At 45.1% G+C, this 13,769-nt stretch carries 11 protein-coding genes; 9 read left to right on the top strand and 2 right to left on the bottom strand.

The features are described 5' to 3' along the window. Positions 1 to 64: 64 nt before the first annotated feature. From FKN08_RS16515 to aceA, 3 genes are all read left to right on the top strand, one after another. A complete protein-coding gene (locus tag FKN08_RS16515; RefSeq protein WP_005383681.1) occupies positions 65 to 970 on the top strand; it encodes a hydrogen peroxide-inducible genes activator in 906 nt (301 codons plus the stop codon). Between the two features lie 606 nt (positions 971 to 1,576). Then, positions 1,577 to 3,205 carry a malate synthase A gene (gene aceB, locus FKN08_RS16510; RefSeq protein WP_053808702.1) on the top strand — a complete coding sequence of 543 codons (1,629 nt, stop codon included), beginning with the start codon at positions 1,577 to 1,579 and terminating at the stop codon, positions 3,203 to 3,205. 120 nt (positions 3,206 to 3,325) lie between these two features. Continuing rightward, positions 3,326 to 4,639 carry an isocitrate lyase gene (gene aceA, locus FKN08_RS16505; protein ID WP_005381733.1) on the top strand — a complete coding sequence of 438 codons (1,314 nt, stop codon included), beginning with the start codon at positions 3,326 to 3,328 and terminating at the stop codon, positions 4,637 to 4,639. A gap of 124 nt (positions 4,640 to 4,763) precedes the next feature. On the opposite strand, the gene FKN08_RS16500 is transcribed toward aceA, so the two are convergent. Further along, entirely contained in the window at positions 4,764 to 5,213 is a 450-nt protein-coding gene (locus tag FKN08_RS16500; protein WP_005391583.1) for a CBS domain-containing protein, read from the bottom strand. Positions 5,214 to 5,536: 323 nt separating this feature from the next. Between FKN08_RS16500 and FKN08_RS16495 the strand changes: the two genes are divergently transcribed. The 6 genes from FKN08_RS16495 to secF all read left to right on the top strand — a co-directional run bounded on the left by FKN08_RS16495 (position 5,537) and on the right by secF (position 12,661). Continuing rightward, positions 5,537 to 6,703, top strand: coding sequence for a serine protease (locus tag FKN08_RS16495; protein WP_006741891.1), 1,167 nt, complete (start codon positions 5,537 to 5,539; stop codon positions 6,701 to 6,703). Positions 6,704 to 6,973: 270 nt separating this feature from the next. Further along, entirely contained in the window at positions 6,974 to 8,026 is a 1,053-nt protein-coding gene (queA, locus tag FKN08_RS16490; RefSeq protein WP_046874341.1) for a tRNA preQ1(34) S-adenosylmethionine ribosyltransferase-isomerase QueA, read from the top strand. Between the two features lie 150 nt (positions 8,027 to 8,176). Next, the gene (gene tgt / locus FKN08_RS16485) at positions 8,177 to 9,325 is read left to right on the top strand and encodes a tRNA guanosine(34) transglycosylase Tgt (RefSeq protein ID WP_005391577.1); all 1,149 of its coding nucleotides are present in this window, start codon (positions 8,177 to 8,179) and stop codon (positions 9,323 to 9,325) included. 166 nt (positions 9,326 to 9,491) lie between these two features. Continuing rightward, positions 9,492 to 9,821, top strand: a complete 330-nt coding sequence (gene yajC, locus FKN08_RS16480; RefSeq protein ID WP_005381725.1) for a preprotein translocase subunit YajC — start codon at positions 9,492 to 9,494, stop codon at positions 9,819 to 9,821. Between the two features lie 21 nt (positions 9,822 to 9,842). After that, positions 9,843 to 11,699, top strand: coding sequence for a protein translocase subunit SecD (secD, locus tag FKN08_RS16475; RefSeq protein ID WP_006741889.1), 1,857 nt, complete (start codon positions 9,843 to 9,845; stop codon positions 11,697 to 11,699). A 14-nt stretch (positions 11,700 to 11,713) separates the two neighbouring features. Continuing rightward, entirely contained in the window at positions 11,714 to 12,661 is a 948-nt protein-coding gene (gene secF, locus FKN08_RS16470; RefSeq protein ID WP_005391572.1) for a protein translocase subunit SecF, read from the top strand. A gap of 209 nt (positions 12,662 to 12,870) precedes the next feature. On the opposite strand, the gene suhB is transcribed toward secF, so the two are convergent. Further along, a complete protein-coding gene (gene suhB, locus FKN08_RS16465) occupies positions 12,871 to 13,674 on the bottom strand; it encodes an inositol-1-monophosphatase (RefSeq protein ID WP_047010191.1) in 804 nt (267 codons plus the stop codon). Positions 13,675 to 13,769: the final 95 nt, after the last annotated feature.

Genomic DNA, 13,769 nt, shown 5'->3' with positions numbered 1-13,769 from the left:
AAAAAACGATAATAGCAAAACTCTTAACTCGATCACTGGAACGGCGGTAGATACAAATACAATTATGAATAAATGGCCCAGTTTGAAGCAGTTGCACTACTTAGTCACACTGCATGAAACAAGACATTTTAGTGACGCTGCAGAGCGTTGTTTTGTCAGTCAGTCGACTTTAAGTAAAGGTATTCAAAACTTAGAGGAATTGATTGGTTGTCCATTATATGAAAAGAAAGACAAGAAAAGTCCACTGGTTTTTACCCAAACAGGAGAAATGGTAGTAAAGCAGGGGCGAGAGCTGTTAGCAAAAGGGCAAGATTTGGTCGAGCTTGGACGTATGTGCCAAGGCGACGATATGCAAGGCCAGCTAAAAGTGGGATGCATACCAACAATTGCTCCGTTTTTACTGTGTGATTTGGTGCAAGAGGTTAACTACCGTTTCCCACAACTGAATCTTTTATTAAGAGAAGACACGACAACAAACTTACTTCAAGCGCTTAGACACGGTGAGTTGGATGTGCTCATTTTAGCGTTGCCAGTGGAAATTGACGGTATGGAAAGTCGAGTGGTGGGTAAGGATCCGTTTCGAATGGTTATTAGTGCGAATCAAGCCCAATCGGTGCCTGTGCCGATTCGTTACGCAGATTTACCTGACGAATCCGTCTTTTTATTAGAGAAAGAGCATTGCTTAACGGAACACGCGGTATCAGCGTGTAAATTAACAGATAAAGAAAAAATTAATCCGTTTACAGCAACCAGCCTTCATACTTTGGTGCAAATGGTTGCGAATGGTTTGGGAACAACGTTCATTCCTCAAATGGCTATCGACCACGGCCTGCTGCATAACCAGAATTTAGTCGTGATCGATCCCCCAGGAAAGCAAGCCTATCGCGAAATTGGCTTAGTTTGGCGTCCGAGTTCATCAAGAACGAAAACATTTAATCAGCTTGCAGAAGTCGTTTCCGAACTGCTTTAGCTATTAGTATTAGCCTCTACATCTCCATTATTTATCTAAAAGCGCACTGAAAACAGTGCGCTTTCTAGTATTTTATTCTGTTGGTGAACTTTGACTTGTAAAATTTTACAGCTCTTCTTTGATGAAGCTTTCATAAAATAGTGAAATTTCACAATGTTAATTTTACACAAAACCTTGTATGTCTTGTTTGACCCTTGTTTGAATCCACCTTGCCAGCCCTTGTAAATACAAGGCGTTTGTTTGTCAGTCTATATTCATACACTCGTTTGAAATGATAAATCGGCCTTAAAATTAATGTAATTTAATTACGTAATAAATTACAAAAATAGGTGTTCGATAGGCGGTTTTTACCCTGCCGAATAAAACTTCGAATTTTCTGTTTTATTTATCTTGGGGGTTTCGTTAAACCCTTTGTTGAGATAGCTTATTTAAAGGCCGATAAGACTTATGTCTAGATTGAAAATACACATAACATTACGCAATCTATCGACATGGCTAGACGAGTTGAACACAAAGTTAAAGGATGTAATTTGTTGTTCATAACTTACAAATGTAGCTTTACGCTGACTGCCCAAGATGGATAAAGCACGTTAAGGATGAATGATTATGCTTGCTCAGACAGAACAAAAAACACAACAACTAAAGCAAACCCAAGGCATGCTTGAGGTGAATGGAGTCGTTGCTCCAGAACATCAAGCAATTTTCCCTGTTGAAGCCCAAACCTTTTTATCTCTGCTGTGTGAAAAATTTGCCGAACGTGTTGAGCAGTTGATGGAAGCACGAGAAGAGAAGCAAGCGCGTATCGATGCAGGTGAACTGCTAGACTTTTTACCAGAGACACAAGACATCCGTGAAGGAAGTTGGAAGATCTTAGGAATCCCACAAGATCTGCAAGATCGCCGTGTGGAGATTACCGGACCAACTGATCGCAAGATGGTGATTAACGCACTGAATGCGAATGTAAAAGTGTTCATGGCAGACTTCGAAGATTCAATGTCTCCAGCATGGAGTAAAGTGCTGGATGGGCAAGTGAATTTACGCGATGCCGTGAATGGCACCATCAGTTACACCAACCCTGGCAATGGCAAGCATTATCAGCTGGAAGATGACCCAGCGGTGTTGATCTGCCGTGTTCGCGGCCTTCATTTAAAAGAAAAACACGTTACGTGGCACGGTCAGATCATTCCAGGTGCGCTATTCGATTTCGCTCTGTACTTCTATAACAACTACAAAGCGTTACTTCAAAAAGGCAGCGGCCCTTATTTCTACATTCCAAAACTGCAATCGCATCACGAAGCGAAGTGGTGGAGCGAAGTGTTCCATTTCACGGAAGACTATTTCGGTCTTGATACAGGCACCATCAAAGCGACTGTGCTGATTGAAACCTTACCAGCCGTATTCGAAATGGATGAGATTCTGTTCTCACTTAAAGAGCACATCGTAGGGCTGAATTGTGGTCGTTGGGATTACATTTTCAGTTACATCAAAACACTGAAGAAACACCCAGATCGTGTTCTGCCAGATCGCCAAGTCGTCACCATGGACAAACCATTTTTGAACGCCTATTCGCGTTTGCTGGTTCGTACTTGTCACAAGCGTGGTGCTTTCGCGATGGGAGGAATGGCCGCATTTATCCCAGCTAAAGACCCGAAAGAGAATCAAAAAGTATTAGACAAGATCCAGACTGACAAATCGTTAGAAGCTAACAACGGTCATGACGGTACTTGGGTGGCTCATCCAGGTTTGGCTGACACTGCTATGGAAGTCTTTAGTGCTGTGCTGGGTGAACGCACCAACCAGTTGGATGTGAGCCGTGCAGGGGATGCGCCTATTACAGCAGCTGAACTGCTTGAGCCTTGTGAAGGCGAGCGCACTGAAGGCGGAATGCGCCACAATATTCGCGTTGCGCTGCAATACATCGAAGCTTGGATCTCTGGCAACGGTTGTGTGCCGATTTACGGACTGATGGAAGACGCAGCAACGGCAGAAATCTCCCGAGCTTCGATCTGGCAATGGATTCAACACGGCAAGTCGCTAGACAACGGGTTAAAGGTCACTAAAGAGCTGTTCGAGCTCTATCTAAAAGAAGAGATTGAAGTCGTGAAGCAAGAAATTGGCGAGCAGCGCTACCATGCGGGTCGATTTGAAGAAGCAGCAGACTTAATGGCAAGGCTCACGACGAGCGATGAACTGACCAACTTTTTGACAGTTCCTGGTTATGACTACCTGGATTAATAAAGAATAACTGTAACACCAATAACGTGAAGGATTTTCAAGGCAGATAGGGAAGTACTGCCTGAGAACGGAAACTCAACGCACACGCATAAAGTGCAAATTATAAAGAGGGATAGACCAATGACTAACTTAACTCGCCGCCAACAAATTGAAGCTCTGGAAAAAGACTGGGCAACTAACCCACGCTGGAAAAATGTGAAGCGTACTTACACTGCCGAGGAAGTGGTGGAACTGCGTGGCTCTATGGTGCCTGCAAACACAATTGCACAACGTGGTGCAGACAAACTTTGGTCACTGGTCAACGGTAGTGCGAAAAAAGGTTACGTAAACTGTCTTGGTGCGCTAACGGGTGGTCAAGCCGTTCAACAAGCTAAAGCAGGTATTGAAGCGATTTATCTGTCAGGCTGGCAGGTAGCGGCGGATAACAACACCGCTTCGACGATGTATCCAGACCAATCTCTTTACCCAGTAGATTCTGTACCGTCAGTAGTAAAGCGTATCAACAACTCATTCCGTCGTGCAGACCAAATTCAGTGGGCTGCTGGTAAGACGCCTGAAGATGAAGGTGGTATTGATTACTTCCTACCTATCGTAGCGGATGCTGAAGCGGGCTTTGGTGGTGTGCTTAACGCTTACGAACTAATGAAATCGATGATCGAAGCCGGTGCCGCGGGCGTTCACTTTGAAGACCAGTTAGCATCGGTGAAAAAGTGTGGCCATATGGGTGGTAAGGTATTAGTTCCTACGCAAGAAGCGGTACAAAAGCTCGTTGCAGCTCGTTTGGCTGCTGACGTAGCGGGAACAACAACATTAGTTATTGCTCGTACTGATGCGAATGCGGCGGATCTCATTACTTCAGATTGCGACCCATATGATAAAGATTTTATTGAAGGTGAGCGCACTCAAGAAGGTTTCTACCGCGTTCGCGCTGGTATCGACCAAGCGATTTCTCGTGGCCTGGCTTACGCACCATATGCAGATTTGATTTGGTGTGAAACGGCTACGCCATGTTTGGAAGAAGCACGTAAGTTTGCAGAAGCAATTCACGCTGAATACCCAGATCAATTGTTGGCGTACAACTGCTCGCCTTCATTCAACTGGGAGAAAAACCTAGATGCAGAAACCATTGCTAAGTTCCAACAAGAGCTTGCAGACATGGGCTACAAGTACCAATTCATCACGCTAGCAGGCATTCACAACATGTGGTTCAACATGTTCGAACTGGCACACGCTTATGCTCAAGGTGAAGGTATGCGTCATTATGTTGAGAAAGTTCAGCGTCCTGAATTCCAGGCGGCAGAAAAAGGCTATACATTTGTTGCACACCAACAAGAAGTAGGTACAGGTTACTTCGATAGAATGACCAATACTATCCAAGGTGGTAACTCTTCAGTGACCGCATTGACAGGTTCGACCGAAGAAGACCAATTCTAATTGGCAGAGAAACACTTCCTTAATCAGCGTCAGTAATGGCATTTTGAGCGGCAACCCTGCCGCTCTTTTTTCGTTTAAAACGTTTAAGAAACGAAATTTACACCCAAGATAACGCGTTTGCGTATTATTCTTCTGGCTCGATTTCTTCGGGTTCCACTTCTTCTTGCAGTTCCAATAAGTTAATCGCAATGGTCACAAAGTCACTGTCAGTAATGATGCCTACCAATCGACCCTTGGTGACAACAGGTAAACAGCCAACTTTGTGCTTTTGCATGTAGATAGCGCTCTCTTTAAGCCCCGCGATGGGTTCGGCCGTCATGATGTTAGTGTGCATCATTTCGTAGAGCGGTGTATCTAGAGTAAAAGATTGTTCAGCCTCATCTGGGTGCAAGCTCGATTCTTGAGCAGCAAGAATGTCGCGTTGAGTCACCAAGCCTTGTAAGTGGTTATTGGCATCAACAACCGGAATATGTCGAATATCAAGCGCATCCATCATGCTTTTTGCATCACGCAAGGTGTGCGTGCGCAGTAAGGTATGAGGATTACGAGTCATCATGTCTTCAACCTTGATCATAGAGACCTCCAGCGGCATTGTCCTTCTCTTAAATATAGAGAATATTTTTCTGTATATCTGGGAGCTAACTCGTTTTTCATCAATTAAATAGCACAATACACTTGCGCTTCTTTTTGTCTGCGTAATCTGTGTCTTATCGACGTTTTTATTAATTTGAATAAGTAGGTTTGTGTGCGAGTCAGTTGGCATTTTGGGTTGATATTGAATGGACCGCTAAGGTAATCCAATGAATTGAATCGCACATTTTTATTCGCTGGATTTTCCAAGATTCGTCTCTCGAAGAAGATACGTTCAGGCTTACCAAATTGAAGACAGCAACCTAAATGAAAAGAACAACGTGTAACAAACTCATTGCGCTGGCAGTGGCGGCATTCAGTGTGCAATCAGCACAGGCGATTGTGTTAGGAGATGAACTAACCGACTCTGTTGATCGTGTTACTTTACGAGCAAGTAATATGGCAGAGTTCCCACTGTGTGGCGGCACCATGCTGACGGAGCAGTGGGTGTTGACTGCGGCACACTGCGTGGTAATGGGGCAGGGAACGAACGAAGCAAGCTACTATGTGACCCCGCCGGGCGAGTTGTCGGTGAATGCGAATGTGCATGAACTTAATTCAGCAGGGCTTGATAACTTCTATCCGGTGTCTCACGTTGTGGTTCACCCTGATTACACGCGGATTTCAAAAGCTGAGACCGACAGTAATGGTAACGTGAAACCTATACAAACCGGTTTAGACTCAGACATCGCGTTGCTGTATCTCACGCGCCCAGTGGCAAATGCGAGCTTTGCTGATTTAGCAAACAAAGCCGACATGGAGAGTATCGAAGCGCGTTTGGCAGCGGATTGGAACGATAATTACCTGACCAATCAACGTGTCGAAAATGTGCAAGTGTTTGGGTGGGGGACCACTCAGCCGGATGCTTCTGAACCTTCCAATACGCTCAAAACCACCATTAGTACATTTTTACCCATCGACAAATGTTATGAGCGTTTAGAAATTGGCAGCAGTTTTCCGGGGATCATCGACTCAAGAGAAAACCAAACCAAAATTTGTACGCTACCAACGAAAAACCGAGTATTAGAGCCGGATAGCCACACCCAATATGGTAACTCTGCATGTAAAGGTGACAGTGGGGGGCCGCTGGTCGATGTGGCTACGGGAAAACAGATTGGTATTGTTAGCGGTGGACCTCTCATTCTTCCGACTTGTGGCTCTTTGACGATTCCAAGTTTCTACACCAAGGTGAGCCAATATTACGACTGGGTACAGTCTTACATTACTGCCGATGTGCCACCAAGTAGCTACATCATTGCACCGAACTTTATTAAAGAGGCTAATAACGAAGTCGGCGGAGATAAAGAGTGTCACGACGGTATCGCAACTAATAACTGTGATTTCAAAGGGTCAGATGATGATGGTGGCAGTCTGGGTCTGTGGCTATTGGGTCTATTCGTGCCCTTGGCATGGTGGCGAAGGCGTGAGGTTTGATAGGGCGATTTGAATACCAAACGAGTAAGCAGCGTTATGCGCTGCTTTGCTTTTTAATGTTCCATTTCTGTCGGCTTAAACTGAAAAGTAATGCCAAGTGATCGCGGTTTTTCACGTTTTATTACACTCTTCATCATGGCTTTTACAGTGATATTCTGGGGATTTGCTTGCTATTGCAGCATGTAAACATATACTAGTCTGCTGCGAAAAACTCGTCGCAATTTTATCGTCGTCCTAGACGTGATTTGACCAATATATAAGACAAGTAACATGCAAGTATCAGATTTCCATTTCGACCTTCCAGATGAACTTATCGCTCGTTACCCTCAGCCAGAGCGTACCGCTAGCCGACTATTACAAATGGACGGCAATACCGGAGAGCTAATTGATGGCACATTTACTGATGTATTGGGCCAAGTTCAACCCGGTGATCTCGTGGTGTTTAATAATACTCGTGTTATACCTGCTCGTCTTTTTGGTCGTAAAGAGTCGGGTGGTAAGCTAGAGGTGCTGGTGGAGCGCATGCTTGACGAGAAAAGCATCCTCGCGCACGTTCGCTGCTCTAAATCTCCAAAACCAGGTACAACCATCATTGTTGGCGAGAATGATGAATACTCAGCAGAAATGGTGGCGCGTCATGACGCTCTATTTGAACTGAAATTTAACGCTGATAAGACGGTATTAGAAATTTTGGAAGAAATCGGCCACATGCCGCTTCCTCCTTACATTGACCGCCCAGATGAAGATGCAGATAAAGAGCGTTACCAAACCGTATATAACCAGAAGCCAGGCGCAGTAGCGGCGCCGACAGCGGGTCTTCATTTTGATGATGTTCTACTAGAGAAAATCAAAGCGAAAGGCGCAGAGTTTGCTTACGTCACTTTGCACGTTGGGGCAGGTACATTCCAGCCAGTAAAAGTAGAAAACATCAACGATCACCATATGCACGCTGAGTACGTAGAAGTACCGCAAGAAGTCGTCGAAGCAATTAAAGCGACGAAAGCGCGCGGTGGACGAATTATTGCTGTTGGTACTACATCGGTACGCTCACTTGAAAGCGCAGCGCAAGACGCATTGAAAAAAGGGACTGAGTTGGTCCCATTCTTTGGTGATACAGAAATCTTTATTTTCCCTGGCTACGAATATCAGCTTGTGGATTGCTTGATTACCAATTTCCACTTGCCAGAATCCACACTGATCATGTTGGTGAGTGCATTTGCAGGTTATGAGAACACCATGAATGCTTACAAGCATGCGGTAGAAAACAAATATCGCTTTTTCTCATATGGTGATTCAATGTTCATCAAGAAGAAAACGATTTAGTAAAAAATAAGATTTACGAGTGCTAGCAGTAAGCTAGGAAATAGAGCAGAACCTCTGCTTTATCTCTCGCAAGGAAAAGCGACCGCTCCTTAAAGTAGGGTAGAGCCCTAAACACTCAGTCAGACTGTTTCTCTGACACCCGGAGGCATCGTGAAATTAAAATTCGATCTTAAGAAGAAAAACGGCAATGCGCGTCGTGGTCAACTGACTTTCGAACGTGGCACTGTTCAAACCCCAGCGTTTATGCCAGTTGGTACTTACGGTACGGTTAAAGGCATGACGCCAGAAGAAGTGAAAGGTACGGGCGCAGAAATCTTACTAGGTAACACGTTCCACCTTTGGCTGCGTCCAGGTCAAGAAGTCATGAAAATGCACGGCGACTTACATGATTTTATGAACTGGCACGGTCCTATTCTTACTGATTCAGGCGGCTTCCAAGTATTCAGCCTTGGCAAGATGCGTACTATTACCGAAGAGGGTGTGCACTTCCGTAACCCAGTTAATGGTGACAAGATTTTCATGGACGCAGAAAAGTCGATGGAAATTCAAAAAGACCTAGGTTCTGACATCGTCATGATTTTTGACGAGTGTACGCCATACCCAGCGACACACGATGAAGCGAAGAAATCGATGGAAATGTCACTACGTTGGGCACAGCGCTCGCGTGATCACTTCGAGAAGCTAGAAAACCCGAACAACCTGTTTGGTATTGTTCAAGGTGGTGTTTACGAAGATCTACGTGATGTGTCGGTAAAAGGTCTAACGGAAATCGGTTTTGACGGTTACGCGGTTGGTGGCTTGGCAGTAGGCGAGCCTAAAGAAGACATGCACCGTATTCTTGAGCACACTTGTCCGCAGCTTCCAGAAGACAAGCCTCGCTACCTAATGGGCGTGGGTAAACCAGAAGACTTGGTTGAAGGTGTTCGCCGCGGTATCGACATGTTTGACTGTGTAATGCCAACGCGTAACGCGCGTAATGGTCACCTGTTTGTGACTGGTGGTGTGATCAAGATCCGTAATGCGAAACATAAAACGGATACAACCCCGTTGGATCCGCACTGTGACTGTTACACTTGTCAAAACTACAGTAAATCGTACCTTCATCACTTAGAGCGTTGTAATGAAATTCTAGGTGCTCGTCTAAATACGATCCACAACCTACGCTACTACCAGCGTCTGATGGAAAGTATTCGTAAAGCGATTGATGAAGATCGTTTCGATGAGTTTGTTACCGAGTTCTATGAGCGTCGTGGCCGTGAAGTGCCACCACTAGCAAAAGAACAGTCATTGACGGACTAAAAAGAATTAAAGCCTTTGGCATGTCGCCAGAGGCTTTTGCTAATAAAGTAGGCTAACGCACGTTATTTTTGAGAGAGTGATCGCTATTAGTTACTCTCAGACTTGAATCTAAAATGCGAAAGCCCAACTTGTTGGATTATCAATAAAATATAATGAGGATGTTTTAATGTTTATTTCTCAGGCTCACGCAGCAGCAGAAGGCGCGCCAGCAGGCGGTGGTTTTGAAATGCTAATCATGCTTGGCATGTTCGCAGTGATCTTTTACTTCATGATTTACCGCCCACAAGCGAAACGTGTAAAAGAGCACAAGAACCTAATGGCTTCTATGGGCAAAGGCGACGAAGTTCTAACTAGCGGTGGCCTAGTGGGTAAAATCACTAAGATTGCTGAAGACAATGACTACATTTCAATCGAGCTTAACGCGAACAATGAAGTGGTAATCAAGAAAGACTTCATCACTGCAGTGTTGCCAAAAGGTACGCTTAAGTCTCTATAAAACAGCTAAAGGATCCTCGCTGTGCTAAACCGTTATCCATTATGGAAGTACTTGATGGTATTTTTTGCCATCATCACCGCTGCGTTATACGCACTTCCAAATATCTACGGTGAAGATCCGGCTATTCAAGTTACAGGGGCGCGTGGCGCCTCTGTAGATATGTCAACGCTGGATGCTGTCACTACTGCTCTTGATAAAGAGCAACTCTCTCATAAATCCATTGCTCTCGAGAATGGATCAATTCTTGTTCGTTTTAACGACACTGACACGCAAATCAGTGCTCGTGATGTCATCAGCGAAGCGCTTGGCAAAGACACAATTGTTGCACTTAACCTTGCTCCTTCTACACCCGATTGGCTAGAAGCGATTGGCGCGTCACCATTAAAGCTGGGTCTTGACCTTCGTGGTGGTGTCCACTTCTTAATGGAAGTAGACATGGACGCTGCGATGGAAAAGCTCGTTGGTCAGCAAGAAGAAGCTTTCCGTAGCGAACTTCGTGAGGCAAAAATTCGTTATCGTGCTATCCGCCCTTCTGGCAAAGAAGCGGTAGAAGTTCTGCTACGTAACGAAGAGCAATTAGCAGAAGCGAAAGCAATGCTAGAAAAGAATCACCCGGACATGCTCTTTGTCGAATCTGATTCAAATGGCCGTTACGCTCTTACAGCGACCTTTACCGAGCAACGTTTACAAGAGATCCGTAACTACGCTGTTGAGCAAAACATTACGATTTTACGTAACCGTGTAAACGAGCTAGGTGTTGCAGAGCCTCTTGTTCAACGTCAAGGTGCAAGCCGAATTGTTGTTGAGCTTCCTGGTGTTCAAGATACTGCTCGTGCAAAAGAGATTCTAGGTGCGACTGCGACGCTAGAATTCCGTGAAGTTGACGATAAAGCTGACCTATCAGCGGCTGCAAATGGTCGTGCGCCAGCAGGCAGTGAAATCAAAATGGACCGAGACGGTCGTCCGGTTGTGCTTAAGAAGCGTGTTATTCTTGGTGGTCAAAGCATTACGGATGCAAGCTCAAGTGTCGATGAATACGGTCGTCCACAAGTTAACATCTCGCTAGACAGCGAAGGTGGTAACAAGATGTCAGCGTTCTCTAAGAAGAACATCGGTAAGCTAATGGCTACCGTGTTTGCTGAGTACAAAGACAGTGGTCGTCGTACGCCTGAAGGCAAAGTCATCCTGGATAAGCATGAAGAAGTCATCAACCAAGCGACGATTCAATCGGCTCTTGGACGTAACTTCCGTATCACGGGTATAGACTCCGCAGCTGAAGCGCACAACCTTGCACTTCTATTACGTGCTGGTGCACTGATCGCACCTATCTCTATCGTTGAAGAGCGTACTATTGGTCCATCAATGGGCCAGCAAAACATCGATATGGGTATCCAAGCGTGTATCTGGGGTATGGTTGCCGTAATGCTGTTTACGCTGCTTTACTACCGTGGCTTTGGCTTGATTGCCAACATCGCTCTAATGGCTAACTTAGTGTTGATCATTGGTGTGATGTCGATGATTCCAGGCGCTACCATGACGCTTCCGGGGATTGCCGGTATCGTGTTAACGGTCGGTATGGCGGTTGATGCGAACGTACTGATCTTCGAGCGTATCCGTGAAGAGCTTCGCGATGGGCGTAGTCCACAACAAGCTATTCACCAAGGTTACGCGAATGCATTCAGTACGATTGCCGATGCGAACATCACGACACTGATTACTGCAATTATTCTATTTGCAGTCGGTACTGGTGCAGTGAAAGGTTTCGCGGTTACTCTATCTATCGGTATCTTAACTTCAATGTTCACCGCCATTATTGGTACACGTTGTATCGTGAACCTTATTTACGGTGGCAAACGCGTTGATAAATTGTCGATCTAAGGCTGGGAATTAATATGTTTCAAATTCTAAAAGCAGAGAAGACGATCGGCTTTATGCGTTGGTCGAAAGTAGCATTCGTTTTTTCAATCTTTATGATTGCTGCTTCTATCTTCACTTTGTCAACTAAGTGGCTAAATTGGGGCCTAGACTTCACTGGCGGTACGCTAATTGAAGTTGGCTTTGAAAAACCTGCGAACCTTGAAAAAATCCGAACCGCTTTAGATGCGAAAGGTTTTGGTGATGCGACAGTACAAAACTTCGGTAGTGCTCGTGAAGTAATGGTTCGTCTTCGTCCACGTGACGACGTTTCTGGTGAAACGCTGGGCAACCAAATCATTGGTGCTATCAAAGATGGTACTGGCGAAAGCGTAGAAATGCGTCGTATTGAATTCGTAGGTCCTAACGTTGGTGATGAGCTAACAGAAGCTGGCGGTCTAGCGATCCTCGTGTCGCTGATCTGTATCTTGCTTTATGTCTCGATGCGATTTGAATGGCGTCTAGCGGCTGGTGCGGTTATGGCATTGGCTCACGATATCATTATCACGTTAGGTGTTTTCTCATTCCTACAAATAGAAGTTGACCTAACCATCGTCGCGGCATTATTAACGGTAGTCGGTTACTCGCTCAACGATACCATCGTTGTGTTTGACCGTATCCGTGAAAACTTCCGTAAGATGCGTAAAGGTGAGCCAGCCGATATCATGGACGCTTCAATCACCCAAACGTTGAGCCGTACGTTGATTACCTCGGGTACAACATTGTTCGTGGTAATTGCACTGTTCATGCAGGGTGGTGCGATGATTCACGGCTTCGCAACCGCACTTCTACTTGGTATCACTGTAGGTACTTACTCTTCTATCTACGTAGCATCAGCACTAGCGCTAAAACTGGGCATCCAGAAAGAGCACTTGATGCCACCTCAAGTAGAAAAAGAAGGCGCAGAGTTCGACGAAATGCCATAAGGCAGGTTGAGAATCGAAAACAAAAACCGCTGAGCAATCAGCGGTTTTTTTGTATCTGAATCGAGCCGTATGCTTGTAGAACCTTACTGTATGGAGAGCCTTACATTACAGCTAAGTAGATACGGTTCGGTAGATACAAAAAAGCCCCGCTCATTGAGTGGGGCTTTCTAAAGTCATCAGCGTGACGGGCTAAATATGACTTTCAAATCTTACTTAAGGATCGCGCTGTTACCGTTTTCGCGGATGTGCTTAAGGATAGATTTTACGCCACGAGCGCTTGAAGCAACAATGTTACCAGACTTCATGTACTCAGTGCCGCCAGCAAAGTCAGTTAGGATTGCGCCAGCTTCACGAGCAATAAGCTCACCTGCTGCCATATCCCAAGGTTTTAGACCTAGCTCGAAGTAACCATCAACACGGCCAGCAGCCACGTAACATAGGTCAAGAGCAGCAGAGCCGCTACGACGGAAATCAGCACATTCAGTGAATAGAGCACCAACGATCTTGATGTAAGACTCAGCGTGTTGTTTCTGTTTGAATGGGAAACCAGTAGCTAGAACAGTACCTTGAAGGTCTTTTAGTTGAGCAACACGGATACGCGCACTGTTTAGTTGAGCGCCTGCACCACGTTGTGCAGTGAATAGCTCGTTTTGCATTGGATCGTAAACACAAGCAACTTCAGTTTTGCCTTTGATACGAACTGCGATAGAAACCGCGAAAGTTGGGTAACCTTTTACAAAGTTAGTGGTGCCATCCAGTGGGTCGATGATCCATTGTACGTCTTTATCTTTACCTTCGATAAGACCTTGTTCTTCAGCAACGATACAGTGCTCAGGGTAAGACTGCTTGATAGTATCGATGATGATGTATTCTGCTTCTTTATCTACATTAGTGACAAAGTCATTAGTGCCTTTAAGAGTAGATTCTACTTTATCAGTGTTTTCTAATGATTTAGCAATATGATTGCCTGCCTTTCGCGCAGCGCGAATAGCAATGTTTAGCATTGGATGCATACGAATTTCCCAACGGATGTTAAAGAACAAATGAAAGCGGCGGCGAGTATACCAGAGATCAGTAAAAAGGGAAGTGGTTATTTTTTGTTCTAAAG

It is taken from the genome of Vibrio sp. 1-2 (7-a) (assembly GCF_013048515.1).
GTDB classification, from domain to species: Bacteria; Pseudomonadota; Gammaproteobacteria; order Enterobacterales; family Vibrionaceae; genus Vibrio; species Vibrio diabolicus.
The sequence above is the reverse complement of the archived record's forward strand: the minus strand, read 5'-3'. Positions and strand labels throughout refer to the sequence as shown.